The sequence below is a fragment of the Vibrio sp. T3Y01 genome, assembly GCF_013114525.1.
Lineage (GTDB): Bacteria > Pseudomonadota > Gammaproteobacteria > Enterobacterales > Vibrionaceae > Vibrio > Vibrio chagasii_B.
The window spans coordinates 67,974-89,354 of sequence record NZ_VTXJ01000023.1 but is presented as its reverse complement, the minus strand read 5'-3'; the positions used below and the strand labels follow the sequence as shown (position 1 = coordinate 89,354).

Annotated in this window: 37 protein-coding genes and 1 pseudogene; 32 read left to right on the top strand and 6 right to left on the bottom strand. The window is 45.0% G+C overall.

The genetic code is table 11. The features are described from left to right. The 31 genes and pseudogenes from tuf to rplQ all read left to right on the top strand — a co-directional run. A pseudogene (gene tuf, locus F0232_RS20545) lies at nt 1–174 on the top strand (elongation factor Tu); the annotation flags it as partial. A 316-nt stretch (nt 175–490) separates the two neighbouring features. Beyond that, nucleotides 491–679 carry a (2Fe-2S)-binding protein gene (locus F0232_RS20540; protein WP_061033930.1) on the top strand — a complete coding sequence of 63 codons (189 nt, stop codon included), beginning with the start codon at nt 491–493 and terminating at the stop codon, nt 677–679. 81 nt (nt 680–760) lie between these two features. After that, nucleotides 761–1,243 (top strand): bacterioferritin, encoded by a 483-nt coding sequence (bfr, locus tag F0232_RS20535; RefSeq protein ID WP_061033929.1) that lies wholly within the window; start codon nt 761–763, stop codon nt 1,241–1,243. A 424-nt stretch (nt 1,244–1,667) separates the two neighbouring features. Continuing rightward, nucleotides 1,668–1,979, top strand: coding sequence for a 30S ribosomal protein S10 (gene rpsJ, locus F0232_RS20530; RefSeq protein WP_004736761.1), 312 nt, complete (start codon nt 1,668–1,670; stop codon nt 1,977–1,979). A 14-nt stretch (nt 1,980–1,993) separates the two neighbouring features. After that, a complete protein-coding gene (gene rplC / locus F0232_RS20525; protein ID WP_004738804.1) occupies nt 1,994–2,623 on the top strand; it encodes a 50S ribosomal protein L3 in 630 nt (209 codons plus the stop codon). A gap of 16 nt (nt 2,624–2,639) precedes the next feature. Beyond that, nucleotides 2,640–3,242, top strand: a complete 603-nt coding sequence (rplD, locus tag F0232_RS20520; protein ID WP_004738803.1) for a 50S ribosomal protein L4 — start codon at nt 2,640–2,642, stop codon at nt 3,240–3,242. Continuing rightward, nucleotides 3,239–3,541, top strand: a complete 303-nt coding sequence (rplW, locus tag F0232_RS20515; RefSeq protein ID WP_004738802.1) for a 50S ribosomal protein L23 — start codon at nt 3,239–3,241, stop codon at nt 3,539–3,541. Before rplD ends, rplW begins: the two co-directional genes overlap by 4 nt. Before the next feature lie 15 nt (nt 3,542–3,556). Continuing rightward, nucleotides 3,557–4,381, top strand: coding sequence for a 50S ribosomal protein L2 (gene rplB / locus F0232_RS20510; RefSeq protein ID WP_061033928.1), 825 nt, complete (start codon nt 3,557–3,559; stop codon nt 4,379–4,381). 19 nt (nt 4,382–4,400) lie between these two features. Further along, nucleotides 4,401–4,679 carry a 30S ribosomal protein S19 gene (gene rpsS, locus F0232_RS20505; RefSeq protein WP_004736729.1) on the top strand — a complete coding sequence of 93 codons (279 nt, stop codon included), beginning with the start codon at nt 4,401–4,403 and terminating at the stop codon, nt 4,677–4,679. A gap of 10 nt (nt 4,680–4,689) precedes the next feature. Continuing rightward, on the top strand, nt 4,690–5,022 hold the full coding sequence (rplV, locus tag F0232_RS20500; RefSeq protein ID WP_004736732.1) for a 50S ribosomal protein L22: 333 nt from the start codon (nt 4,690–4,692) through the stop codon (nt 5,020–5,022). A gap of 18 nt (nt 5,023–5,040) precedes the next feature. After that, nucleotides 5,041–5,739, top strand: coding sequence for a 30S ribosomal protein S3 (gene rpsC, locus F0232_RS20495; protein WP_004738797.1), 699 nt, complete (start codon nt 5,041–5,043; stop codon nt 5,737–5,739). A gap of 11 nt (nt 5,740–5,750) precedes the next feature. Further along, nucleotides 5,751–6,161, top strand: coding sequence for a 50S ribosomal protein L16 (rplP, locus tag F0232_RS20490; protein WP_004736736.1), 411 nt, complete (start codon nt 5,751–5,753; stop codon nt 6,159–6,161). After that, nucleotides 6,161–6,352, top strand: a complete 192-nt coding sequence (rpmC, locus tag F0232_RS20485; protein WP_004736737.1) for a 50S ribosomal protein L29 — start codon at nt 6,161–6,163, stop codon at nt 6,350–6,352. The genes rplP and rpmC overlap by 1 nt, the downstream gene beginning before the upstream one ends. Continuing rightward, nucleotides 6,352–6,606 carry a 30S ribosomal protein S17 gene (gene rpsQ / locus F0232_RS20480; protein WP_004738796.1) on the top strand — a complete coding sequence of 85 codons (255 nt, stop codon included), beginning with the start codon at nt 6,352–6,354 and terminating at the stop codon, nt 6,604–6,606. The genes rpmC and rpsQ overlap by 1 nt, the downstream gene beginning before the upstream one ends. A 161-nt stretch (nt 6,607–6,767) precedes the next feature. Beyond that, nucleotides 6,768–7,139: a 50S ribosomal protein L14 gene (rplN, locus tag F0232_RS20475; protein ID WP_004738793.1), complete on the top strand. Its 372-nt coding sequence runs from the start codon at nt 6,768–6,770 to the stop codon at nt 7,137–7,139. 11 nt (nt 7,140–7,150) lie between these two features. After that, nucleotides 7,151–7,468, top strand: a complete 318-nt coding sequence (rplX, locus tag F0232_RS20470; protein ID WP_004738792.1) for a 50S ribosomal protein L24 — start codon at nt 7,151–7,153, stop codon at nt 7,466–7,468. A gap of 24 nt (nt 7,469–7,492) precedes the next feature. Further along, on the top strand, nt 7,493–8,032 hold the full coding sequence (rplE, locus tag F0232_RS20465) for a 50S ribosomal protein L5 (protein ID WP_004738790.1): 540 nt from the start codon (nt 7,493–7,495) through the stop codon (nt 8,030–8,032). Nucleotides 8,033–8,048: 16 nt separating this feature from the next. Further along, the gene (rpsN, locus tag F0232_RS20460; protein WP_004738789.1) at nt 8,049–8,354 is read left to right on the top strand and encodes a 30S ribosomal protein S14; all 306 of its coding nucleotides are present in this window, start codon (nt 8,049–8,051) and stop codon (nt 8,352–8,354) included. 29 nt (nt 8,355–8,383) lie between these two features. Next, nucleotides 8,384–8,776, top strand: coding sequence for a 30S ribosomal protein S8 (gene rpsH, locus F0232_RS20455; RefSeq protein ID WP_004738788.1), 393 nt, complete (start codon nt 8,384–8,386; stop codon nt 8,774–8,776). A gap of 13 nt (nt 8,777–8,789) precedes the next feature. Next, nucleotides 8,790–9,323: a 50S ribosomal protein L6 gene (gene rplF, locus F0232_RS20450; protein ID WP_004738786.1), complete on the top strand. Its 534-nt coding sequence runs from the start codon at nt 8,790–8,792 to the stop codon at nt 9,321–9,323. A 9-nt stretch (nt 9,324–9,332) separates the two neighbouring features. Then, a complete protein-coding gene (gene rplR / locus F0232_RS20445) occupies nt 9,333–9,686 on the top strand; it encodes a 50S ribosomal protein L18 (protein ID WP_004738784.1) in 354 nt (117 codons plus the stop codon). A 14-nt stretch (nt 9,687–9,700) separates the two neighbouring features. Next, complete coding sequence (gene rpsE, locus F0232_RS20440; protein ID WP_004738783.1) at nt 9,701–10,201, top strand: 30S ribosomal protein S5; 501 nt, start codon at nt 9,701–9,703, stop codon at nt 10,199–10,201. Between the two features lie 7 nt (nt 10,202–10,208). Continuing rightward, complete coding sequence (gene rpmD, locus F0232_RS20435; protein WP_004736756.1) at nt 10,209–10,385, top strand: 50S ribosomal protein L30; 177 nt, start codon at nt 10,209–10,211, stop codon at nt 10,383–10,385. Nucleotides 10,386–10,390: 5 nt separating this feature from the next. Next, on the top strand, nt 10,391–10,825 hold the full coding sequence (gene rplO / locus F0232_RS20430; RefSeq protein ID WP_004736758.1) for a 50S ribosomal protein L15: 435 nt from the start codon (nt 10,391–10,393) through the stop codon (nt 10,823–10,825). A gap of 20 nt (nt 10,826–10,845) precedes the next feature. After that, the gene (gene secY / locus F0232_RS20425; protein WP_004738781.1) at nt 10,846–12,180 is read left to right on the top strand and encodes a preprotein translocase subunit SecY; all 1,335 of its coding nucleotides are present in this window, start codon (nt 10,846–10,848) and stop codon (nt 12,178–12,180) included. Nucleotides 12,181–12,221: 41 nt separating this feature from the next. Next, a complete protein-coding gene (gene rpmJ, locus F0232_RS20420) occupies nt 12,222–12,335 on the top strand; it encodes a 50S ribosomal protein L36 (RefSeq protein WP_000868186.1) in 114 nt (37 codons plus the stop codon). Between the two features lie 148 nt (nt 12,336–12,483). Further along, complete coding sequence (gene rpsM / locus F0232_RS20415; protein ID WP_004738779.1) at nt 12,484–12,840, top strand: 30S ribosomal protein S13; 357 nt, start codon at nt 12,484–12,486, stop codon at nt 12,838–12,840. 19 nt (nt 12,841–12,859) lie between these two features. Continuing rightward, entirely contained in the window at nt 12,860–13,249 is a 390-nt protein-coding gene (rpsK, locus tag F0232_RS20410; RefSeq protein ID WP_004738778.1) for a 30S ribosomal protein S11, read from the top strand. Between the two features lie 31 nt (nt 13,250–13,280). Next, complete coding sequence (gene rpsD, locus F0232_RS20405; protein ID WP_004738777.1) at nt 13,281–13,901, top strand: 30S ribosomal protein S4; 621 nt, start codon at nt 13,281–13,283, stop codon at nt 13,899–13,901. A 22-nt stretch (nt 13,902–13,923) separates the two neighbouring features. Further along, complete coding sequence (gene rpoA / locus F0232_RS20400) at nt 13,924–14,916, top strand: DNA-directed RNA polymerase subunit alpha (protein WP_004729813.1); 993 nt, start codon at nt 13,924–13,926, stop codon at nt 14,914–14,916. 24 nt (nt 14,917–14,940) lie between these two features. Next, nucleotides 14,941–15,321: a 50S ribosomal protein L17 gene (gene rplQ / locus F0232_RS20395; RefSeq protein WP_004729812.1), complete on the top strand. Its 381-nt coding sequence runs from the start codon at nt 14,941–14,943 to the stop codon at nt 15,319–15,321. 209 nt (nt 15,322–15,530) lie between these two features. Here the strand turns inward: rplQ and F0232_RS20390 are convergent, their stop codons facing one another. Together F0232_RS20390 and F0232_RS20385 are read right to left on the bottom strand one after the other, a co-directional pair. After that, a complete protein-coding gene (locus F0232_RS20390; RefSeq protein ID WP_105057635.1) occupies nt 15,531–16,019 on the bottom strand; it encodes a DUF2780 domain-containing protein in 489 nt (162 codons plus the stop codon). Between the two features lie 134 nt (nt 16,020–16,153). Next, nucleotides 16,154–16,774 (bottom strand): FKBP-type peptidyl-prolyl cis-trans isomerase, encoded by a 621-nt coding sequence (locus F0232_RS20385; RefSeq protein ID WP_008220519.1) that lies wholly within the window; start codon nt 16,772–16,774, stop codon nt 16,154–16,156. 213 nt (nt 16,775–16,987) lie between these two features. Here F0232_RS20385 and F0232_RS20380 point away from each other — a divergent pair, with 213 nt between their 5' ends. After that, a complete protein-coding gene (locus tag F0232_RS20380) occupies nt 16,988–17,572 on the top strand; it encodes a LysM-like peptidoglycan-binding domain-containing protein (RefSeq protein WP_008220517.1) in 585 nt (194 codons plus the stop codon). A gap of 50 nt (nt 17,573–17,622) precedes the next feature. Here the strand turns inward: F0232_RS20380 and F0232_RS20375 are convergent, their stop codons facing one another. The 4 genes from F0232_RS20375 to F0232_RS20360 all read right to left on the bottom strand — a co-directional run bounded on the left by F0232_RS20375 (nt 17,623) and on the right by F0232_RS20360 (nt 21,373). Further along, nucleotides 17,623–18,471 (bottom strand): DMT family transporter, encoded by an 849-nt coding sequence (locus F0232_RS20375; protein ID WP_105057634.1) that lies wholly within the window; start codon nt 18,469–18,471, stop codon nt 17,623–17,625. Continuing rightward, nucleotides 18,471–18,923, bottom strand: coding sequence for a GNAT family N-acetyltransferase (locus tag F0232_RS20370; protein ID WP_105057633.1), 453 nt, complete (start codon nt 18,921–18,923; stop codon nt 18,471–18,473). The genes F0232_RS20375 and F0232_RS20370 overlap by 1 nt, the downstream gene beginning before the upstream one ends. A 57-nt stretch (nt 18,924–18,980) precedes the next feature. Then, on the bottom strand, nt 18,981–19,547 hold the full coding sequence (locus tag F0232_RS20365; RefSeq protein ID WP_008220511.1) for a Crp/Fnr family transcriptional regulator: 567 nt from the start codon (nt 19,545–19,547) through the stop codon (nt 18,981–18,983). A 71-nt stretch (nt 19,548–19,618) separates the two neighbouring features. After that, entirely contained in the window at nt 19,619–21,373 is a 1,755-nt protein-coding gene (locus F0232_RS20360) for a lysophospholipid acyltransferase family protein (RefSeq protein WP_105057632.1), read from the bottom strand. Nucleotides 21,374–21,381 lie beyond the last annotated feature (8 nt).

The window sequence follows — 21,381 nt, the reverse complement described above, 5'->3', positions numbered from 1 at the left end:
GTAACAGGCGACATCACTCTACCAGAAGGCGTAGAAATGGTAATGCCAGGTGACAACGTTCAAATGACTGTTGAGCTAATCGCTCCAATCGCAATGGACGAAGGCCTACGTTTCGCTATCCGTGAAGGTGGCCGTACTGTAGGTGCTGGTGTTGTAGCTAAAATCTTCGCTTAATAGCATTTAGATTTTTGCACTCTCTTCATTAGAAGAGCACGCATCAAAAAAGGGGAGCTTCGGCTTCCCTTTTTTATTTTGGTTATAAGGGAAATTCCTAACACGTAATATCCACAGTCTATATTCCGATGTAAATACAGTTATTTACTTAACGGCATAAATCGCCCTCCTAAACTTTCTCCTCTTCACAGCCCGTTAATCTCTCTTTTCGACGAAACACTATAACCAATCGATATAAACATACGGTAAATTTTAACTGGTAATAAGAATGATTCCTTTTTACATTTAACTTCAAGTTAAAGGGTTAGGTTTTACTATGTACGTTTGTTTATGCCATGGGGTCTCGGATAAGAAAATCCGCAAGTTGGTATTAGAAGAGGGCATTACTGACATAAAAGGAATTAAAAAGTGTACAGCACTTGGCAGTCAATGCGGCAAGTGTGTACGTTCAGCAAAAGAAGTCATTAACGACACCGCGAAAGACCTGTTTAAACAGGCAAGCTAATTCTGCTCAAAGAGCAGTAGCTTTTTTGACACTTCTCGATTTGGTTCTACAGTTAGAAGAGCCAAAGAGGAGGGCTATGTCATGAAAGGCGATCCTATCATCATTCAACATCTCAACAAAATTCTTGGTAATGAACTTGTCGCAATAAATCAGTACTTCTTGCATGCGCGCATGTATAAAGACTGGGGTTTAAAGCACCTAGCCGACAAGGAATATCATGAATCCATCGACGAAATGAAACATGCCGACCATCTGATTGAACGAATTTTGTTTCTCGAAGGGCTCCCCAATCTGCAAGATCTAGGCAAACTTAAAATCGGCGAAGATACTCAGGAAATGCTGGAGTGCGACTTGTCATTAGAGATGGAAGCCATTCCGGATCTGAAAAACGCCATCGCTTATGCTGAAGACATTCACGATTATGTGTCACGAGATCTGTTCCTTGAGATTTTGGAAGATGAAGAAGAACATGTTGATTGGTTAGAAACCCAACTCGGCCTCATCAAAATGACGGGTATTCAAAATTACCTACAAGCTCAATATGTCGATGAAGACGAAGGCTAAAAAGTACCGATAACAAGGGTAGCTGCTCAGGCGCATCCTAGTGGCTACCTTGCTTTTCTTTTTCAGTCGGTAGGGCACTACCAAGAATGAAAAATTCTCCAATCACCCCTTCCACTAGATTCTGCGATTATTTTTCAAACACAGCTTGCAAGTTAAAGTGTGATCTGTATAATGCACCGCACTGGCTTAAGCTGGTTGTGAACCAATGAGCACTGAGGAGTAGGTTTTACCTAGTAATGTATACTCAGCTTATGTTCGCGGTTAATAAAAATAGTAAGGCTTGTCTTTACTTCAAAAGTTAACTGACAATGCGTCCTAATTTTGGATGCTACGGTTTCACATAAATCAATCGGCATTCTCTCGTTTTATCGAGTTTGAGTGGCGATATTGTTTGTGTAATTTTTAATAATTGGAGCTCTGTCTCATGCAGAACCAACGTATTCGTATCCGCCTTAAAGCGTTTGATTACAAGCTAATCGATGCTTCAACTGCGGAAATCGTTGAAACAGCAAAACGTACTGGCGCACAGGTTCGTGGTCCTATCCCACTACCTACTCGTAAAGAGCGTTTCACTGTTCTTACCTCTCCACACGTCAACAAAGATGCACGTGACCAGTACGAAATCCGTACTCACAAGCGTTTGATCGACATCGTTGAGCCAACAGATAAAACTGTTGATGCTCTAATGCGTCTTGATCTTGCAGCTGGCGTTGATGTTCAAATCAGCCTAGGTTAAGGGAGATAAGAATAATGATTGGTCTAGTCGGACGTAAAGTGGGTATGACCCGCGTATTTACTGAAGAAGGCGTTTCTATCCCAGTAACTGTTGTTGAGGTTGAAGCGAACCGTATTTCTCAAGTTAAAACTCTAGAGAACGACGGCTACGCAGCAATCCAAGTAACTACTGGTGCTAAGAAAGCTAACCGTGTAACTAAACCTGAAGCTGGTCACTTCGCGAAAGCGGGTGTAGAAGCAGGTCGCGGTCTTTGGGAATTCCGTTTAGAAAACGGCGAAGAGTTTGAAGTTGGCGCTGAGCTAAACGTAGAACTTTTCAACGAAATTAAAAAAGTAGACGTTACTGGTACATCTAAAGGTAAAGGCTTCCAAGGCGCTGTTAAGCGTTGGAACTTCTCTACTCAAGATATGACTCACGGTAACTCTTTGTCTCACCGTGCACCGGGTTCAATTGGCCAATGTCAAACTCCAGGTCGCGTGTTTAAAGGCAAGAAAATGGCAGGTCACATGGGTGCTGAGCGTGTAACGACTCAAAACCTAGAGATCGTACGTGTTGACGCTGAGCGCAATCTGCTTCTTATTAAAGGTGCAGTACCAGGCTCAACAGGCGGCAACGTGATCGTAAAACCTGCTGTTAAAGCATAACGTCTAGGAGTAAGTAATGGAATTGATGGTTAAAGGTGCTGATGCACTAACTGTTTCCGAGACTACTTTCGGACGTGACTTCAACGAAGCTCTTGTACACCAAGTAGTTGTTGCATATGCAGCAGGTGCTCGTCAAGGTACTCGTGCTCAAAAGACTCGTTCTGAAGTATCTGGCGGTGGCGCTAAGCCATGGCGTCAAAAAGGTACTGGCCGCGCACGTGCTGGTACAATTCGTAGCCCAATCTGGCGTACAGGTGGTGTTACTTTTGCTGCGAAACCACAAGATCACAGCCAAAAAGTAAACAAGAAAATGTACCGCGGTGCTATGAAGAGCATTCTTTCTGAGCTTGTTCGTCAAGAGCGTCTAATCGTTGTTGATAACTTCTCAGTAGAAGCACCAAAAACAAAAGAACTTGTAGCTAAGCTTAAAGAGCTTGAGCTAAGCGACGTTCTGATTGTAACTGGCGAAGTAGATGAAAATCTATTCTTAGCTGCTCGTAACCTATACAAAGTTGACGCACGTGACGTTGCTGGTGTTGATCCAGTATCTCTAATTGCATTCGACAAGGTTCTAATGACTGCTGACGCAGTTAAGCAAGTTGAGGAGATGCTAGCATGATCACTGAAGAGCGTATCTTAAAAGTTCTACGTGCTCCGCACATCTCTGAAAAAGCAACTATGGCAGCTGAGAAAGCGAACACTATCGTTTTCAAAGTAGCTAAAGATGCAACTAAGAAAGAGATCAAAGCAGCTGTAGAAAAGCTATTTGAAGTTGAAGTTAAGTCTGTAAATACTCTTGTTCAAAAGGGTAAGACCAAACGTCAAGGTATGCGTGAAGGCCGTCGTTCAGACGTTAAGAAAGCCTACGTTACTTTGAAAGAAGGTCAAGATCTTGACTTCGTTGGCGGCGCGGAATAACAGGAGTAGTTAAAAATGGCTATTGTTAAATGTAAGCCGACTTCCCCTGGTCGTCGTCACGTCGTTAAAGTTGTTAACGCTGACCTACACAAGGGTAAGCCATACGCACCTCTTCTAGAGAAAAACTCTAAGAACGGTGGTCGTAACAACAACGGTCGTATCACAGTACGTCACATCGGCGGTGGTCACAAGCACCACTACCGTGTAATTGACTTCAAACGTACTAAAGATGGCATCCCAGCGAAAGTTGAGCGTCTAGAATACGATCCAAACCGTAGCGCTAACATCGCTCTAGTTCTGTACGCAGACGGTGAGCGTCGTTACATCATTGCACCAAAAGGTGTTCAAGCAGGTGACCAGATCCAATCTGGTGTTGATGCGCCAATCAAAGCAGGTAACACTCTGCCGATGCGTAACATCCCAGTAGGTTCTACTGTACACTGTGTTGAACTTAAGCCTGGTAAAGGTGCTCAACTAGCTCGTTCGGCTGGTGCTTATGCTCAAATCGTTGCTCGCGACGGTGCATACATCACTATCCGTCTACGTTCTGGTGAAATGCGCAAAGTACTTTCTGAAGGTCGTGCAACGATCGGTGAAGTTGGTAACTCTGAGCATATGCTACGTGAACTTGGTAAAGCTGGTGCTTCACGCTGGCGCGGCGTACGTCCAACCGTACGTGGTGTAGTAATGAACCCGGTGGATCACCCACACGGTGGTGGTGAAGGCCGCACATCTGGTGGTCGTCACCCAGTTTCTCCTTGGGGCGTTCCTACTAAGGGCTTCAAGACTCGTAAGAACAAGCGCACTGACAAGTACATCGTACGTCGTCGCACTAAATAATTTATAAAGAGGAATCGCCATGCCACGTTCTCTCAAGAAAGGTCCTTTTATTGACCTACACTTGCTGAAGAAGGTAGAGAAAGCGGTGGAAAGCGGAGACAAAAAGCCTATTAAGACTTGGTCCCGTCGCTCAATGATCATCCCAACAATGATTGGTTTGACCATCGCTGTCCATAATGGTCGTCAGCACGTTCCAGTTTTCGTTACCGAAGAAATGATCGGTCACAAACTGGGCGAATTTGCACCAACTCGTACTTATCGCGGTCATGCTGCAGATAAGAAAGCTAAGAAGAAGTAAGGAGTAGATGATGGAAGCTTTAGCTAAACATAACTTTGCTCGTATTTCTCCACAGAAAGCTCGCTTAGTTGCAGACCAAATTCGCGGTAAGTCGGTAGACCAAGCTCTAGAAATTCTAACTTTCAGCAACAAAAAAGCTGCTGTATTGGTTAAGAAGGTTCTTGAGTCAGCTATCGCTAACGCGGAACATAACGAAGGTGCAGATATCGACGATCTAAATGTCGCTAAAATCTTCGTAGATGAGGGCCCTATCATGAAGCGTATTATGCCTCGTGCTAAAGGTCGTGCGGATCGTATCTTGAAGCGTTCAAGCCACATCACTATTGTTGTAGCAGATCGCTAAAGACTAGGAGAGTAAGCAATGGGTCAGAAAGTACATCCTAATGGTATTCGTCTTGGCATCGTTAAGCCTTGGAATGCTACATGGTTTGCTAATACCAAAGATTTCGCTGACAACCTAGACGGCGACTTCAAGGTACGTCAGTTCCTTACAAAGGAACTACAAAAAGCATCACTATCTCGTATCGTTATCGAGCGTCCAGCTAAGAGCATCCGTGTGACTATTCACACTGCTCGTCCTGGCGTTGTTATCGGTAAGAAAGGTGAAGACGTAGAGAAGCTACGCGCAGCTGTAGCTAAAATCGCAGGTGTACCAGCGCAAATCAATATCGCTGAAGTACGTAAGCCTGAGTTAGATGGTCAGCTTGTAGCTGATAGCATCGCGTCTCAACTAGAGCGTCGTGTTATGTTCCGTCGTGCTATGAAGCGCGCAGTACAAAACGCAATGCGTCTAGGCGCTAAAGGTATCAAAGTGGAAGTAAGTGGTCGTCTAGGCGGCGCTGAAATCGCACGTTCTGAGTGGTACCGTGAAGGCCGTGTGCCTCTACACACTCTACGTGCAGACATTGATTACGCAACTTCTTCGGCTCACACTCAATACGGTGTGATCGGCATTAAAGTTTGGATCTTCAAAGGTGAGATTCTAGGCGGTATGCCAGCTGCTAACGCAGTAGAGCCTAAAGGCGATAAGCCTAAGAAGCAGCGTAAAGGCCGTAAGTAAGGAGTCGAACGATGCTACAACCAAAACGTACTAAGTTCCGCAAGGTTATGACTGGTCGTAACCGTGGTCTAGCTAAAGGTACTGAAGTAAGCTTCGGCGAATTCGGTCTTAAAGCTGTTGGCCGTGGTCGTCTGACTGCACGTCAAATCGAAGCGGCACGTCGTGCTATGACACGTCACATTAAGCGTCAAGGTCAAATCTGGATCCGTGTATTCCCAGACAAACCGATTACTGAAAAGCCTCTTGAAGTTCGTCAAGGTAAAGGTAAAGGTTCAGTAGCGTACTGGGTTGCTCAAATCCAACCTGGCAAAGTTATGTACGAAATGAATGGCGTACCTGAAGAGTTGGCACGTGAAGCGTTCCGCCTAGCGGCACGTAAACTGCCTGTTAAAACTACTTTTGTAACTAAGCAGGTGATGTGATGAAAGCACAAGATCTACGCGAAAAGAACGTTGAAGAGCTTAACGCTGAGCTATTGAATTTGCTACGTGAACAGTTCAACTTGCGCATGCAAGCTGCAACTGGTCAGCTTCAGCAAACTCATACTCTAAAAGCTGTACGCCGTGATATCGCACGTGTGAAAACTGTTTTGACTGAAAAGGCAGGCGCATAATGAGCGAAACTAACCGCATCCAGCAAGGCCGTGTAGTAAGTGACAAGATGGACAAGTCTATCGTTGTTGCTATCGAACGTACTGTAAAACACCCAATTTACGGTAAATACGTTAAACGCACGACTAAAGTACACGCACACGACGAAGACAACACTTGTGGCCTAGGCGACAAAGTTGAAATCGCTGAGTGTCGTCCTCTGTCTAAGACTAAGTCTTGGACATTGGTTAAAGTTCTAGAAAAAGCGAAGATTTAATCTTTGTAATTCTATAACTTATAAGCGGCTCCAAATTATTTTTGGGGCCGCTTGTTTTTTGTCTACCCAATTTAAAAAAAGGGTGGTACAATTCGCGTCCCTTTTAAAGAGGCAGCCCGACCCGAGAGGGTCTAGTTTTAATATTTAGCGGAGCACTAACAATGATCCAGATGCAAAGTACACTTGACGCAGCAGATAACTCTGGCGCGCGCAAGGTAATGTGTATTAAGGTTCTGGGTGGCTCTCACCGCCGTTATGCACATATCGGTGACATCATCAAAGTTACAGTTAAGGAAGCAATTCCTCGCGGTAAAGTAAAAAAAGGTGATGTTCTGAAGGCGGTAGTAGTGCGCACCCGTAAAGGCGTTCGTCGCCCAGACGGTTCTGTCATTCGCTTCGACAGTAATGCTTGTGTATTGTTAAACGACACTACTGAGCAACCAGTCGGCACACGTATCTTTGGTCCTGTGACTCGTGAACTTCGTAACGCGAAATTCATGAAGATTGTATCACTAGCACCTGAAGTTCTGTAAGGAGCGGCAATATGGCAGCTAAAATCCGTCGTAATGACGAAGTAATCATTCTTGCTGGTAAAGATAAAGGCAAGAAAGGTAAAGTAACTAAGGTTCTGACAACTGGTAAAGTTATCGTTGAAGGCATCAACCTTGTTAAGAAACACCAAAAGCCGGTTCCGGCTCTAGGTCAACAAGGTGGCATCGTTGAACAAGAAGCAGCTATTGACGCTTCTAACGTTGCAGTTTTTAACGCGGCTACTGGTAAAGCAGACCGTATCGGTTTCCGTATCGAAGATGGCAAGAAAGTTCGTTTCTTCAAATCTAACGGCGAAACTGTTTCTAACTAATTAGAAGTAATTTGGAGTTCTACTATGGCGAAACTGCATGATTACTACAAGTCGTCTGTAGTCGCTGAGCTTACCAAAGAGTTCAGCTACACAAGCGTCATGCAAGTCCCTAGGATTGAGAAAATCACCCTAAACATGGGCGTTGGTGAAGCAATCAACGATAAGAAACTGCTAGAAAACGCAGCAGCTGATATGGCAACGATCTCTGGTCAAAAGCCACTTATCACTAAAGCGCGTAAATCTGTAGCTGGTTTCAAAATTCGTGAAGGCTACCCAATTGGTTGTAAAGTAACCTTGCGTGGTGAGCGCATGTGGGAATTTTTAGAGCGTTTAATCTCTATCGCACTTCCACGTGTACGTGATTTCCGTGGTGTTAGCGCTAAGTCTTTCGACGGTCGCGGTAACTACAGCATGGGCGTTCGCGAGCAAATCATCTTTCCGGAAATCGACTACGATAAAGTCGATCGTGTCCGCGGTCTTGATATCACTATCACGACTTCTGCGGGTTCCGATGAGGAAGGCCGAGCTCTGCTGGCTGCCTTTAACTTCCCATTCCGTAAGTAAGGGTAGGGTTACTGTTATGGCTAAACAATCAATGAAAGCACGTGAAGCTAAACGTGCAAAACTAGTAGCTAAGTTCGCTGAAAAGCGTTCTGCGCTAAAAGTTATCATTAGCGATGTAAACGCATCTGAAGAAGATCGTTGGAATGCGGTTCTTAAACTGCAATCTCTTCCACGTGATTCAAGTGCATCACGTCAGCGTAACCGTTGCAACCAAACTGGTCGTCCACACGGTTACCTACGTAAATTCGGTCTAAGCCGCATTAAGGTTCGTGAAGCTTGCATGAAAGGCGAGATTCCGGGTCTTCGTAAGGCTAGCTGGTAATTGCCACTTAATCATTTGGAGTAAATCTTATGAGCATGCAAGATCCGATTTCGGATATGCTGACCCGCGTTCGTAACGGTCAGGCAGCAAACAAAGTTGCTGTAAAAATGCCTTCTTCAAAGCTTAAAGTTGCAATTGCTGCACTACTAAAAGCTGAAGGTTACATCGTAGACTTCGCTGTTGAAGGCGAAGCAAAACCTGAGCTAGAAGTTACTCTTAAGTACTTCCAAGCTAAACCTGTAATCGAGCAAATCAAGCGTGTATCACGTCCTGGTCTAAGAGTTTATAAAAATAAAGACTCTCTACCAACAGTGATGGGCGGTCTTGGTATTGCAGTTGTTTCTACTTCCAAGGGTCTAATGTCTGACCGTGCTGCTCGTAAAGCAGGTCTTGGCGGTGAAATCATCTGTTACGTAGCTTAATAAGGAGTAGATTATGTCTCGTGTTGCTAAAGCACCTGTCGCTATTCCAGCTGGCGTAGAGGTGAAACTAAACGGCCAAGAAGTTACTGTAAAAGGTAGCAAAGGTGAGCTTACTCGCGTTCTTAACAACGCCGTAGTTATTGCACAGGAAGAAAACAACCTAACTTTCGGTCCGAAAGAAGGTGTTGCTAACGCATGGGCACAAGCTGGTACAGCTCGCGCTCTAGTTAACAACATGGTTGTGGGTGTTACAGAGGGCTTCACTAAGAAGCTAACTCTAAAGGGTGTTGGTTACCGTGCTGCTATGAAAGGCAACTCTGTAGCTCTAACTCTTGGTTTTTCTCACCCAGTAGAGCACGCTCTACCTGAAGGTATTAAAGCTGAGTGCCCTAGCCAAACTGAGATCGTTGTAACTGGTTGTGACAAGCAGCTAGTTGGTCAAGTTGCGGCTGACATTCGTTCTTACCGTGCTCCTGAGCCTTACAAAGGTAAAGGTGTTCGTTACGCAGATGAAAATGTGCGTACTAAAGAAGCTAAGAAGAAGTAAGGTATCACTATGGATAAGAAAGCATCTCGCATCCGTCGTGCTACACGTGCACGTCGTAAGATTGCAGAACTTGGTGCAACTCGCCTGGTAGTACACCGTACTCCTCGCCATGTTTACGCACAAGTTATCGCGGCAAACGGCTCTGAGGTTATCGCAGCTGCTTCTACTGTAGAAAAAGCGATCCGTGAGCAAGTTAAGAACACTGGTAACGTTGATGCAGCTAAAGCAGTTGGTAAAGCTGTTGCTGAGCGCGCTCTTGAAAAAGGCGTAGCTTCAGTTGCATTCGATCGTTCTGGTTTCCAATACCACGGTCGAGTAGCGGCGCTAGCAGAATCTGCTCGCGAAGCTGGTCTGAAATTCTAAGGTAGGGTTGGAAGATGGCTAAAGAACAACAACAAGCTAATGATCTGCAAGAAAAGCTAATCGCTGTTAACCGTGTATCTAAGACGGTTAAAGGTGGTCGAATCATGAGCTTCACTGCACTAACAGTAGTTGGTGACGGTAATGGTCGTGTAGGTTTCGGTTACGGCAAAGCTCGTGAAGTACCTGCTGCGATTCAAAAAGCAATGGAAAAAGCGCGTCGTAACATGGTTACTGTTGCGCTGAACGAAGGCACTCTTCACCACCCGGTGAAAGGTCGTCATTCGGGCTCTAAAGTTTACATGCAGCCAGCTGCAGAAGGTACAGGTGTTATTGCCGGTGGTGCAATGCGTGCTGTACTTGAAGTTGCGGGCGTACATAACGTACTTTCTAAAGCATACGGTTCTACGAACCCTATCAACATCGTTCGTGCAACGATTGGTGCTCTAGTAGACGTTAAGTCACCAGAAATGGTTGCTGCTAAACGTGGTCTAACTGTTGAATCTATTTCGGAGTAAGCACACGATGGCAACTATTAAAGTAACTCAAACTAAAAGCTCAATTGGTCGCCTACCTAAGCACAAAGCGTGTCTTAAAGGTCTAGGTCTTCGTCGCATCAACCATACAGTAGAACTTGAAGATACTCCGTGCGTACGCGGTATGATCAACAAGGTTTACTACATGGTTAAGATTGAGGAGTAATCAGAATGCGTTTGAATACTCTATCACCGGCTGCTGGCTCTAAACCTTCTAAGAAGCGTGTAGGTCGTGGTATCGGTTCTGGCCTTGGTAAAACAGGTGGCCGCGGTCACAAAGGTCAAAAGTCACGTTCTGGCGGCTCTGTTCGTCCAGGTTTTGAAGGCGGTCAAATGCCTCTAAAACAACGTCTACCTAAATTCGGTTTCACTTCTCGTAAGAGCCTAGTGTCTGCTGAAGTTCGTCTAGCTGAGCTAGCGAAAGTAACAGGTGACGTAGTTGATCTTAACAGCCTTAAAGCTGCTAACGTTATCACTAAGAACATCGAATTCGTTAAGATTGTTCTTTCTGGTGACCTAAGCAAAGCTGTGACTGTTAAAGGTCTACGCGTGACTAAAGGCGCTAAAGCTGCAATCGAAGCTGCAGGCGGTAAAATCGAGGAATAATCTCGAGGAACGAGGTACAGATGGCTAAGAAACCAGGACAAGATTTTCGTAGTGCTCAGAGCGGCTTAAGTGAACTAAAGTCGCGCTTATTATTCGTAATTGGTGCACTTTTAGTATTCCGAGCCGGCTCTTTTGTGCCGATCCCTGGTATTGACGCAGCTGTACTTGCCGATTTGTTCGATCAGCAAAAAGGTACCATCGTTGAAATGTTTAACATGTTCTCCGGTGGTGCTCTTGAGCGTGCATCTATATTAGCATTGGGTATAATGCCGTACATTTCGGCATCGATCGTAGTCCAATTGTTAACTGTAGTTCATCCAGCGTTAGCGGAACTCAAGAAAGAGGGTGAAGCAGGCCGTCGTAAGATAAGCCAATATACACGCTACGGCACGCTTGTACTTGCAACATTCCAAGCTATTGGTATTGCAACGGGCTTACCAAACATGGTCGACAATCTGGTTGTTATCAACCAAACCATGTTTACGCTTATTGCTACCGTGAGTTTAGTAACTGGTACCATGTTCTTAATGTGGTTAGGTGAACAAATCACTGAGCGAGGAATCGGTAATGGTATTTCCATTCTGATTTTTGCAGGTATTGTTGCTGGATTGCCTTCTGCAATCGGTCAAACAATCGAGCAAGCGCGTCAAGGTGAATTGCATGTGCTTCTTCTGCTGTTGATTGCTGTATTGTCTTTTGCTGTTATCTACTTCGTAGTTTTCATGGAACGTGGTCAACGTCGTATCGTCGTTAACTATGCGAAACGTCAACAAGGTCGTAAGGTTTTTGCAGCACAAAGCTCTCACTTGCCTCTTAAAATTAATATGGCAGGTGTTATTCCAGCGATTTTCGCATCGAGCATTATTTTGTTCCCAGGAACATTAGCACAGTGGTTTGGTCAAAATGGTGAAAGCAGCGCGTTCGGTTGGTTAACTGACGTGTCATTAGCTCTTAGCCCAGGTCAGCCTCTGTATGTAATGCTTTATGCAGCAGCTATAATCTTCTTCTGTTTCTTCTATACAGCGTTGGTGTTTAACCCACGTGAAACAGCTGATAACTTGAAGAAGTCTGGTGCATTCGTACCCGGTATCCGCCCAGGTGAGCAGACAGCGAAATATATCGATAAAGTGATGACTAGACTAACCCTTGCGGGCGCTCTATACATTACTTTTATATGTCTGATTCCTGAATTCATGATGGTCGCGTGGAACGTTCGTTTCTACTTCGGCGGCACTTCACTACTAATCGTAGTGGTAGTTATCATGGATTTCATGGCACAGGTACAGACTCATCTGATGTCACAACAGTATGATTCTGTGTTAAAGAAAGCGAATCTGAAAGGTTACGGCCGTTAATTCGGTGGTAATAATTTCAGTTCCATTTACGGAGTTTAGCAATGAAAGTTCGTGCTTCCGTTAAAAAAATCTGCCGTAACTGTAAAGTTATCAAGCGTAACGGTGTCGTTCGCGTGATTTGCAGTGAGCCAAAGCATAAGCAACGCCAAGGCTAATCAGCAGAAATTTTTACTTGAAATACAAGGTAGAGTCGAGTATATTCCTCGGCCTACCTTTTGCGTGCAAAAGAAGTAGTATGCCGCAGCGTATCCATAACGGGCTTTGCTGCGGATAATTCTTTTATGAACCCCTTAGGAGTGAATAATGGCCCGTATAGCCGGCATTAACATTCCTGATCACAAGCATTCTGTAATTGCACTTACTGCAATCTACGGTATCGGTAAAACTCGCTCTCAAGCTATTCTAGCTGAAGTGGGTATTGCTGAAGATGCTAAGATCAGTGAACTAACTGAAGAGCAGATCGATCAACTGCGTGATGGTGTAGCTAAGTACACTGTAGAAGGTGATCTACGTCGTGAAGTATCGATGAACATCAAGCGTCTTATGGACCTTGGCTGTTACCGCGGTCTTCGTCATCGTCGCAGTCTACCACTACGTGGACAGCGTACTAAAACCAACGCTCGCACCCGTAAGGGTCCGCGCAAGCCGATCAAGAAATAGTCGGATAAGGTAGAGTACAATGGCAAAACAACCAACTCGCGCGCGTAAGCGCGTACGCAAGCAAGTAGCTGATGGCGTAGCGCACATTCATGCTTCTTTCAACAACACAATCGTAACTATCACTGACCGTCAAGGCAACGCTCTTGCATGGGCTACAGCAGGTGGTTCAGGTTTCCGTGGTTCTCGTAAATCTACTCCGTTCGCAGCACAAGTTGCAGCTGAGCGTTGTGGTGAAATGGCTAAAGAATATGGCCTAAAGAACTTGGAAGTTATGGTTAAGGGTCCAGGTCCAGGTCGTGAATCTACTGTTCGCGCACTGAACGCTGCTGGTTTCCGTATCACTAACATTGTTGATGCGACACCAATCCCTCATAACGGTTGTCGTCCACCTAAGAAACGTCGCGTTTAAGTTTCGTTTCTAGGAATATTGGAGAAAGATCATGGCAAGATATTTGGGTCCTAAGCTAAAGCTTAGCCGTCGCGAAGGTACTGACTTATTCCTTAAGTCTGGTGTCCGTGCGATCGATACCAAGTGTAAAATTGATAACGCACCAGGTGTACACGGCGCTCGTCGCGGTCGTCTATCTGAGTATGGCGTTCAGCTTCGTGAGAAGCAAAAAGTTCGTCGTATCTACGGCGTTCTAGAAAAACAATTCCGCAACTACTACAAAGAAGCTGCACGTCTAAAAGGCAACACGGGTGCAAACCTGCTTCAGCTTCTTGAAGGTCGTCTTGATAACGTAGTTTACCGTATGGGCTTTGGTGCGACTCGCGCTGAATCTCGTCAACTAGTTAGCCACAAGTCTATCCTAGTTAACGGTAAAGTTGTAAACGTTCCTTCTTTCAAAGTAGCGGCAAACGACGTTGTTTCTATCCGCGAGAAAGCTAAACAGCAATCTCGTATTAAAGCGGCTCTAGAAGTTGCTGAACAACGTGAAAAGCCAACTTGGATTGAAGTAGATGCTGGCAAAATGGAAGGTACATTCAAGCGTATGCCTGAGCGTTCTGACCTATCAGCTGACATCAATGAACACTTGATCGTCGAACTTTACTCTAAGTAAGGTTAAAAAAAGAGAGGACACAATGCAGGGTTCTGTAACAGAATTTCTTAAGCCGCGTCTTGTTGACATTGAACAGATCAATACGACACACGCGAAAGTAACTCTTGAGCCATTAGAGCGCGGTTTCGGCCACACTCTAGGTAATGCTCTTCGCCGCATTCTTCTATCTTCTATGCCGGGTTGTGCCGTAACAGAAGTTGAAATCGAAGGTGTGCTACACGAATACAGCACTAAAGAAGGCGTTCAGGAAGATATCCTGGAAATCCTTCTAAACCTTAAAGGTTTGGCTGTGCGCGTTGCTGAAGGCAAAGATGAAGTGTTTATTACACTGAACAAATCAGGCTCAGGCCCTGTTGTTGCAGGTGACATCACCCACGATGGTGATGTAGAGATCGCTAACCCTGAGCACGTAATTTGTCACCTAACGGATGACAACGCTGAGATCGCTATGCGCATCAAAGTTGAACGTGGTCGTGGTTACGTTCCAGCTTCAGCTCGTATCCATACTGAAGAAGATGAGCGTCCAATCGGTCGTCTACTTGTTGACGCTACTTACAGCCCGGTTGATAAAATCGCTTACGCTGTAGAAGCGGCACGTGTAGAACAACGTACTGACTTAGACAAGCTTGTTATCGATATGGAAACGAACGGTACTCTAGAACCTGAGGAAGCAATCCGTCGTGCAGCTACTATTCTAGCTGAACAACTGGATGCGTTCGTAGATCTTCGTGATGTACGTGTACCTGAGGAGAAGGAAGAGAAGCCAGAATTCGATCCTATCCTACTACGTCCTGTAGACGATCTTGAACTAACAGTTCGCTCTGCTAACTGTTTGAAAGCAGAAGCGATTCACTACATCGGTGATCTTGTACAGCGCACTGAGGTTGAGCTACTTAAAACGCCAAACCTTGGTAAGAAATCTCTTACAGAGATTAAAGATGTGCTTGCTTCACGTGGTCTTTCTCTAGGCATGCGTCTAGAAAACTGGCCACCAGCGTCAATCGCTGAAGATTAATCGAAAAGTTAGAAGGATTAGGTCATGCGCCATCGTAAAAGTGGTCGTCAACTCAACCGCAACAGCAGTCATCGTAAAGCGATGTTCAGCAACATGGCTAGCTCTCTTGTTCGTCACGAAGTTATCAAAACTACCGTGCCTAAAGCAAAAGAACTACGTCGCGTAATTGAGCCGTTGATTACCCTAGCTAAGACAGACAGTGTTGCTAACCGTCGTCTTGCATTCGCTCGCACTCGTGATAACGAAGTGGTAGCAAAACTATTTAATGAACTAGGCCCGCGTTTCGCGGCTCGCCAAGGTGGTTACACTCGCATTCTTAAATGTGGTTTCCGTACTGGTGATAAAGCTCCAATGGCTTACATTGAGCTTGTAGACCGCCCAGCTGCTGAAGAAGCTGCTGAGTAATCTATCTAGATTATTAATACAAAAAGCCGAGCATTAGCTCGGCTTTTTTGTATCTGGACTTTGTGTTTTTAAAGGTTGAATCTTGCACCACGATGTTTGGCATTTATTCTTGCCTTCTCGGCTTCACTATTCAAAATATCTCGCATCTTCCACCCACAAAAAAGAGCACCGAAGTGCCCTTATCATTTTCTAAAACTAACCACTCACTATTATTGCCAAATAGCAGCCAAAGAATCCATCAAGCCACTCGTTGCGCCTTGAGATTGCAGTGTTTGCAGAATGATTGGTGCAAACGTTGATACCATCGATGGATCCATACCTAAACTAGAAAAGGCACTTTCAACTGCACCTTGTGAGTTTAGTAGTGATGACAGACCCGTTGATTCCAGACTAGACATACCTGGGATAAGTGACGCAAGCTCTTTGTTATCTGTAGTATCTAGTGAGTTCTGTGCCAGTGCTAACATAGAACCGATACCACCAATCGCTTGATCGCTAGTGACAGACGCTTGGTCAGCAACAGTGTCAGCAAGCGGTGTTGTTTCATTTTGTTGAGACCACATGTTTACAGCTGCCATTAATGCAGTTTGTGATAGTTGAGAGTAGTTGGTATCAGAACTGGTTTGTTCAGAGTCGCTAGTGCTAGCGCAAGAGACAACAGCAAGGCTGCTTAAAACTGTGATGAGTACTTTCTTCATTATTCGTCCTTAAGTAATAAAGTAATTTACTCTTTCACTATAAACGAAAAACGGCGATGTAGTGACATCGCCGTTGGATTATTTCAATTTTATTTGCCTATAGTATTTTGTTTTACTAAAGGTTTTTATAAAAATTAAAGAATAGCTAGAAGTTCAACTTCAAATACTAGAGCAGCAAATGGTGGGATTGCAGCACCTGCGCCACGCTCACCGTATGCTAGATCTTGAGGGATGTATAGCTTCCACTTAGAGCCAACAGGCATCATTTGTAGAGCTTGTACCCAACCTTGAATTACGCCAGTTACTGGGAATTCAGCTGGTTGACCGCGAGATACAGAGCTGTCGAAAACAGTACCGTCAGTTAGTTCGCCGTGGTAGTGAACACGTACTTGCTTGTCTGCAGTTGGGATTTCGCCAGTGCCTTCCGTTAGTACTTCGTATTGAAGACCAGACTCAAGAACGGTTACTTCTGAACGAAGAGCGTTGTCAGCTAGGAAAGCTTCGCCGTCAGCAGCTGCAGCTTTAGCTAGTTCTTGACGTGCAGCTTCACCGCGAGTGTGTAGCTCTTGTAGTGCGTTGTTGATTTCGTCAACTTCGATAGCTGGCATATCACCAACTAGAGCTGTAGCGATACCAGCAGCGATTGCGTCAACGTTTAGGCCTTCAAGACCAGAACCAGCAAGTTGTTGGCCCATTTGTAGACCGATACCGTAGCTAGCTTTTTGCTCTACAGTTTCAAATTTTACTTCAGACATGAAAAGTCACTCTTTTTGTCAGTACGAAAAAGGTAAGAATACCAGTATTAGCAGCGTGAAGAAACGGCTAGTCCCTGATCACTTGCGCTTTACCGCGTCCAAATCACAGCCATGTCAATTTTCTTGCATTGAGCCCTGTTGTGACGGAAAGATCTATACTGTTGGTACTTTGGTTTTTATACTGTAGTTATTCAATGTATAGGACGCAGTGGTATGAATCGTCGTCAAAAGAAAAAGCAGAAAGTTGACCACTTAGCAGAACTCAAGGATCGACTGAATCAGGTCAAAGAGAAATTGAGCTCGATCGATATTAAAGGAATGAAAACCTCAGCAGTGCAAACTTGGGGCTCATTACCAAAATTACACCAAAGATTATTAATGGTGATTTCGCCGATCGTTCTTATCCTACTTGTTGTGCCGTTGCCTGAACCTAAAGTAGAGGCAACTCCGGTTACATCTCGCGTTGCGCTAGAGATAAATACCGTTGGGCTGAGCGAACAGCAAAACACCAAGAGTAGCTCATCAGAGCCGAGCAACAATAATTGGCAGGAATACCTAGTTAAGCAAGGTGATACCTTGGCTCAGGTTTTTCGAAACAACGATCTACCACTGTCTGATTTAAATGCGCTAGTGCGTATTGAAGGCGCAGACAAGCCACTCAGCCAGATCCGCAAAGGTCAGTTAGTTCGATTCAAATTAGCTGAAACCGGACAACTTGATATCCTGCAATTAGAGAAGGGCGACACATCAGTTATGTTCTTCCGTTTATCTGATGGTGGTTTTGGCCGCAGCAAATAGATATCTTGCGTGAGTTACGAACTCAACAGTACGAACGAGACAAAAAAGAGCTAAGCATTAGCTCTTTTTTTTGGTCGCTTGAAAGGCGCGAGCGGTAAGATGATCAACATAATACCAATGAAGGTTAGCGTATCAGGGATCTCATCGAACCATATGGCGCCAATTAACGCGACAAACACCAAGCCTGAATATTCAGCCAAGGCAATTTGGCTAGAGTGTGCTTTTTGGTAGGCGGCAACCGCAAGCCCGTTATAACTCAGTATGAGTGTCGCACTCAATGCTATGTATCCAAGATGTTCTAAAGACACCGGTTGCCAATACAATAAGCATAGTATTAACGAGGCTGGGATAGAGAAGAGGGTTGTCCACCACAACGTGGTCACCACAGATTGTTCGCTAGGGAGCTTTCGTACCAATACATTGAACAGGGCAAGCGTTAGTGCAGTCCCCAATGCAAACAGTGCTGCCCAGTGAAATTGCGATGGCCGTAAAACGATTAGTGCGCCAACAAAGCCGACAGTGGTGGCGATGACTTTGCCAAGCGCAGGCTGCTCTTTGAGTAGAAGTACTGACAGAGGCAGCATCAACAATGGGGCTACGTAAAATACCGCGTTAGCTGTCGCTAAGGACATATGGGTGATCGCGACCACCATACATCCACTGCCGATTAAGATCAGTTGTCCACGAATTAAGGTGACCTTGGCTTGTTGTAAGCAGCGTTGCTCCTTGCTTTGTCGTAGCCACAAAGGAGTAATGAGTAACAGAGATATCAACTGACGGAAAAAAATATACTGAAGAGGTGGGACTTCGCCGTTCAATAACTTCACAGCTACGTCAGAGAGCGAGGCAAACAGGTTGCCCGCAATCAACAATAGGATACCGACAGTGATATTCGACATTACTTCTCTAATCTCATGTCTACGTGCGGAATATCATCTTCCAAATACATTTCAGAGATCGTCTTGAATCCATGGCTTGCGTAGAAGCTTTCTAGGTGTTCTTGTGCACCAATATCGATGGTCGTGTTCGGCCATAATGCCTCACAGCGAGTTAATGCTTCTACCAGTAATTTATGCCCTAAACCGTTGCCTCTTGCTGATAGTTTGGTGGCAACTCGGCCAATACTGGCATTGTCATAAGTCGTGCCAGGTGGTAATAAACGAGCACAAGCGATGAGTTCTCCGTCCGCATAGCCCATTAGGTGCTGAACACCTTCAAGGTTATCTTTGCCATCGAGCTCTGGATAAGGGCAAGTTTGCTCAACCACAAATACATCGACTCGTAGTTGCAGCAGTTGATAGAGCTGTTGTGTTGAAAGTTTAGAAAAGGGAATAGAGTGCCAAGTGATCATGTTTACATCCAGAGATTATCGATGCTTTGAATGTACTATGCACACTGACCGTTGGCATTAACTATTGTTAATTCGACCTTTAATTCTACTCAAGCTTATCGCGGTTATTCCTAAGTAGGCGGCGATTTGATTGTCGTTGAGGCGTTGTTCTAGGTCTGGGTAGTGCTCGCAGAAAAGCTGATAACGTTGCTCTGGGGTATAGAGCAACATGAAACGCTCTTTATTTTCCTTGTGCATCAGCTGGGTTTCTAACAACTTTAAATACAAAGGATTATTAGAGGCACGCCACTCGATCACGGCCTTCATTGGCAGTTCTAATAGCGTGATAGGTGTGAGGGTTTCAAGCAGGTAAGGGGACGCTTGGTTTTTTATTAGGCTTTCAAAGCCGATGATCCAGTCTTGCTCCCAGTAGAACTCTTTGCTGTATTGCTTGCCCTCATCAGTGAGGTAACAAGCGTGGCATAAGCCTTCAAGCACGAAGTAAATTGAGCCCGCCATCTCTCCTTGGTTAATAAGGATGTGTCTGGTTGGTAGCTCAAGAGGCTTGGCGACAGCGACGAGCGATTCAATCTGACTTTCTGAGAAGTCGAAGCTTTGCAGTTGTTCGATAAAAGAGGTGTGCATGAAAATAACCTAACCCAAATAAGTGCTGAAATCATCGCACTTATTTGAGTGTAGGTACAGAGGGGGCGAAATCAGCGTCGAGCGTGTTGCTCTAGGTAGTCTTGAGCAAGCTCTCGACCCATGTACTTACCTAAGGTTTTCAATGGTACCTTCTTAAGGTTCACCACAATCAAACCATCTAGCGCATCATTAAACGATGGGTCGACGTTAAAACACACCAGCTTGCCATTCATTCCAAGGTATTGGCGCAATAATACTGGTAGGCCTTTTCCTTGCTCCATGCGTGCTAACACTTTAGAGAGCAGAGGCACACTCGCCAGTGACGATAATAGATGATTCTGCCAGAACACATGACTACTGGTATTGAGCGGTGAAGAAGGGGAAACCAGACTTGCCTTTTCCTCATCATAGTGGTGAATCGATAAGGTAGTCGCGATCAACAAGCGCGCATTGTGGCTGTAATCATTGCTGATACTGACCGGGCCAAATAGATGAGTGTATTGAGGATGTCGAGACACAAAGGTCGCAATGCCCTTCCATAGCAGTAACAGTGAATTAAGGCTCTTTTGGTAAGGTTTACTCACTACAGAGCGACCAAGCTCAATGCTGTTGTCTAACGTATCGATGAACTCCTGGTTATAGTTAAACAGACTTCGAGAATAGAGTTGGTCCAACCCGTGCTCTGCGATTAACTTGTCGACCATACCGAGTCGATAAGCACCGACCAATTCTGCCTTAGCTTTGTTCCACACAAACAATTGATGGTAGTAAAGGTCATACTCATCCAAGTCACAGGCAAGCCCACTGCCTTCTCCAACTTCACGGAAACTCTCTTCTCTGACTCGACCAATCTCACGCATTAAGTTGGGAATAGATTGGCTTGGAGTACAGTAGACCTCGAAGTCACCTTGCTCGAGCAGTTTCATCTCTTCAGGGAGTGAGCTTATCTCTATTGCCAATACTTCTGGTGATATTGGCGCTATCACTTGAGTATCGAAAGAGGGCGCGTGGATTGGCGTATTTGGACTATCTTGTTGACTCATTAGGTAGGTATTAAGTCGTAGGTAGTTGACGATATCCATTTCTTTTTCAAACGATTTTATCTCTGAATACGGAATCGATGAGCCAATCGAGATAGAGATAGTTGTTGCCTGTTTATTGAGGAGTTCACGCCCAAGTAGAGCGGTTCTCAATAGTGGATGCACACGACCCGCTTGATAGAAAAGCTCACTGTTTTTACCATTGATAAAGATAGGAACGGTAGTGGCTTGATGGCGTTTAACGAATTTCGCGACCGATTTGCTCCATTCGATATCCGTCAGTGTTTTTGCCCCTTTACGATAACTCGATACTTCGCCCGCAGGGAACACGATCAACAGCCCGCCATCGGCTAGGTGGCGATTGGCATCACGAATGGCTTTGGCATTGGTGCGTTTCGACTCTTTACTATTAAAGACATCGACTCCGATAAAAAGATCATCCAGTTCAGGCAGTCGCTTGAGTAACTCATTCGCTAATACCTTCACATCCTTTCTTACCGATCCTACAAGATCAGCAAGGATCACACCTTCAATGGCGCCAAGTGGGTGGTTCGCCACAATCACGACAGGGCCTTCTTCAGGGATGTTTTCCGTGCTTCCCGATGCAACCGAGTAGTCGATATTGAGCGCCGATAGGGTGTAATTCATGAATTCGAAGCTAGATAACTCGTTTTTACGATCTTGGTAGAGTCGGTCTAGCTTAGATAGCCCAGTTGCCCACTCGACAACAGACTCACCTAAACCAAAAGGCGTGTAACGTGGTAAACGAAAAGGACTATCAATCATAATGAAGC

What these genes read in the sequence shown, in the direction of transcription:
- rpsE (WP_004738783.1), top strand. Translation starts at nt 9,701, where the DNA reads ATGGCTAAAGAACAACAACAAGCTAATGATCTGCAAGAAAAGCTAATC.
- rpsK (WP_004738778.1), top strand. Translation starts at nt 12,860, where the DNA reads ATGGCAAAACAACCAACTCGCGCGCGTAAGCGCGTACGCAAGCAAGTA.
- rpsN (WP_004738789.1), top strand. Translation starts at nt 8,049, where the DNA reads ATGGCTAAACAATCAATGAAAGCACGTGAAGCTAAACGTGCAAAACTA.
- rplO (WP_004736758.1), top strand. Translation starts at nt 10,391, where the DNA reads ATGCGTTTGAATACTCTATCACCGGCTGCTGGCTCTAAACCTTCTAAG.
- rpmC (WP_004736737.1), top strand. Translation starts at nt 6,161, where the DNA reads ATGAAAGCACAAGATCTACGCGAAAAGAACGTTGAAGAGCTTAACGCT.
- rplR (WP_004738784.1), top strand. Translation starts at nt 9,333, where the DNA reads ATGGATAAGAAAGCATCTCGCATCCGTCGTGCTACACGTGCACGTCGT.
- rplV (WP_004736732.1), top strand. Translation starts at nt 4,690, where the DNA reads ATGGAAGCTTTAGCTAAACATAACTTTGCTCGTATTTCTCCACAGAAA.
- rpmJ (WP_000868186.1), top strand. Translation starts at nt 12,222, where the DNA reads ATGAAAGTTCGTGCTTCCGTTAAAAAAATCTGCCGTAACTGTAAAGTT.
- rplE (WP_004738790.1), top strand. Translation starts at nt 7,493, where the DNA reads ATGGCGAAACTGCATGATTACTACAAGTCGTCTGTAGTCGCTGAGCTT.
- rplN (WP_004738793.1), top strand. Translation starts at nt 6,768, where the DNA reads ATGATCCAGATGCAAAGTACACTTGACGCAGCAGATAACTCTGGCGCG.
- rpsD (WP_004738777.1), top strand. Translation starts at nt 13,281, where the DNA reads ATGGCAAGATATTTGGGTCCTAAGCTAAAGCTTAGCCGTCGCGAAGGT.
- rpsH (WP_004738788.1), top strand. Translation starts at nt 8,384, where the DNA reads ATGAGCATGCAAGATCCGATTTCGGATATGCTGACCCGCGTTCGTAAC.
- secY (WP_004738781.1), top strand. Translation starts at nt 10,846, where the DNA reads ATGGCTAAGAAACCAGGACAAGATTTTCGTAGTGCTCAGAGCGGCTTA.
- rpmD (WP_004736756.1), top strand. Translation starts at nt 10,209, where the DNA reads ATGGCAACTATTAAAGTAACTCAAACTAAAAGCTCAATTGGTCGCCTA.
- F0232_RS20365 (WP_008220511.1), bottom strand. Translation starts at nt 19,547, where the DNA reads ATGCACACCTCTTTTATCGAACAACTGCAAAGCTTCGACTTCTCAGAA.
- rpsM (WP_004738779.1), top strand. Translation starts at nt 12,484, where the DNA reads ATGGCCCGTATAGCCGGCATTAACATTCCTGATCACAAGCATTCTGTA.
- rpoA (WP_004729813.1), top strand. Translation starts at nt 13,924, where the DNA reads ATGCAGGGTTCTGTAACAGAATTTCTTAAGCCGCGTCTTGTTGACATT.
- F0232_RS20380 (WP_008220517.1), top strand. Translation starts at nt 16,988, where the DNA reads ATGAATCGTCGTCAAAAGAAAAAGCAGAAAGTTGACCACTTAGCAGAA.
- rplD (WP_004738803.1), top strand. Translation starts at nt 2,640, where the DNA reads ATGGAATTGATGGTTAAAGGTGCTGATGCACTAACTGTTTCCGAGACT.
- rpsS (WP_004736729.1), top strand. Translation starts at nt 4,401, where the DNA reads ATGCCACGTTCTCTCAAGAAAGGTCCTTTTATTGACCTACACTTGCTG.
- bfr (WP_061033929.1), top strand. Translation starts at nt 761, where the DNA reads ATGAAAGGCGATCCTATCATCATTCAACATCTCAACAAAATTCTTGGT.
- F0232_RS20375 (WP_105057634.1), bottom strand. Translation starts at nt 18,471, where the DNA reads ATGTCGAATATCACTGTCGGTATCCTATTGTTGATTGCGGGCAACCTG.
- rpsJ (WP_004736761.1), top strand. Translation starts at nt 1,668, where the DNA reads ATGCAGAACCAACGTATTCGTATCCGCCTTAAAGCGTTTGATTACAAG.
- rplF (WP_004738786.1), top strand. Translation starts at nt 8,790, where the DNA reads ATGTCTCGTGTTGCTAAAGCACCTGTCGCTATTCCAGCTGGCGTAGAG.
- rpsC (WP_004738797.1), top strand. Translation starts at nt 5,041, where the DNA reads ATGGGTCAGAAAGTACATCCTAATGGTATTCGTCTTGGCATCGTTAAG.
- F0232_RS20385 (WP_008220519.1), bottom strand. Translation starts at nt 16,774, where the DNA reads ATGTCTGAAGTAAAATTTGAAACTGTAGAGCAAAAAGCTAGCTACGGT.
- F0232_RS20540 (WP_061033930.1), top strand. Translation starts at nt 491, where the DNA reads ATGTACGTTTGTTTATGCCATGGGGTCTCGGATAAGAAAATCCGCAAG.
- F0232_RS20370 (WP_105057633.1), bottom strand. Translation starts at nt 18,923, where the DNA reads ATGATCACTTGGCACTCTATTCCCTTTTCTAAACTTTCAACACAACAG.
- rplX (WP_004738792.1), top strand. Translation starts at nt 7,151, where the DNA reads ATGGCAGCTAAAATCCGTCGTAATGACGAAGTAATCATTCTTGCTGGT.
- F0232_RS20360 (WP_105057632.1), bottom strand. Translation starts at nt 21,373, where the DNA reads ATGATTGATAGTCCTTTTCGTTTACCACGTTACACGCCTTTTGGTTTA.
- F0232_RS20390 (WP_105057635.1), bottom strand. Translation starts at nt 16,019, where the DNA reads ATGAAGAAAGTACTCATCACAGTTTTAAGCAGCCTTGCTGTTGTCTCT.
- rplP (WP_004736736.1), top strand. Translation starts at nt 5,751, where the DNA reads ATGCTACAACCAAAACGTACTAAGTTCCGCAAGGTTATGACTGGTCGT.
- rplW (WP_004738802.1), top strand. Translation starts at nt 3,239, where the DNA reads ATGATCACTGAAGAGCGTATCTTAAAAGTTCTACGTGCTCCGCACATC.
- rpsQ (WP_004738796.1), top strand. Translation starts at nt 6,352, where the DNA reads ATGAGCGAAACTAACCGCATCCAGCAAGGCCGTGTAGTAAGTGACAAG.
- rplB (WP_061033928.1), top strand. Translation starts at nt 3,557, where the DNA reads ATGGCTATTGTTAAATGTAAGCCGACTTCCCCTGGTCGTCGTCACGTC.
- rplC (WP_004738804.1), top strand. Translation starts at nt 1,994, where the DNA reads ATGATTGGTCTAGTCGGACGTAAAGTGGGTATGACCCGCGTATTTACT.
- rplQ (WP_004729812.1), top strand. Translation starts at nt 14,941, where the DNA reads ATGCGCCATCGTAAAAGTGGTCGTCAACTCAACCGCAACAGCAGTCAT.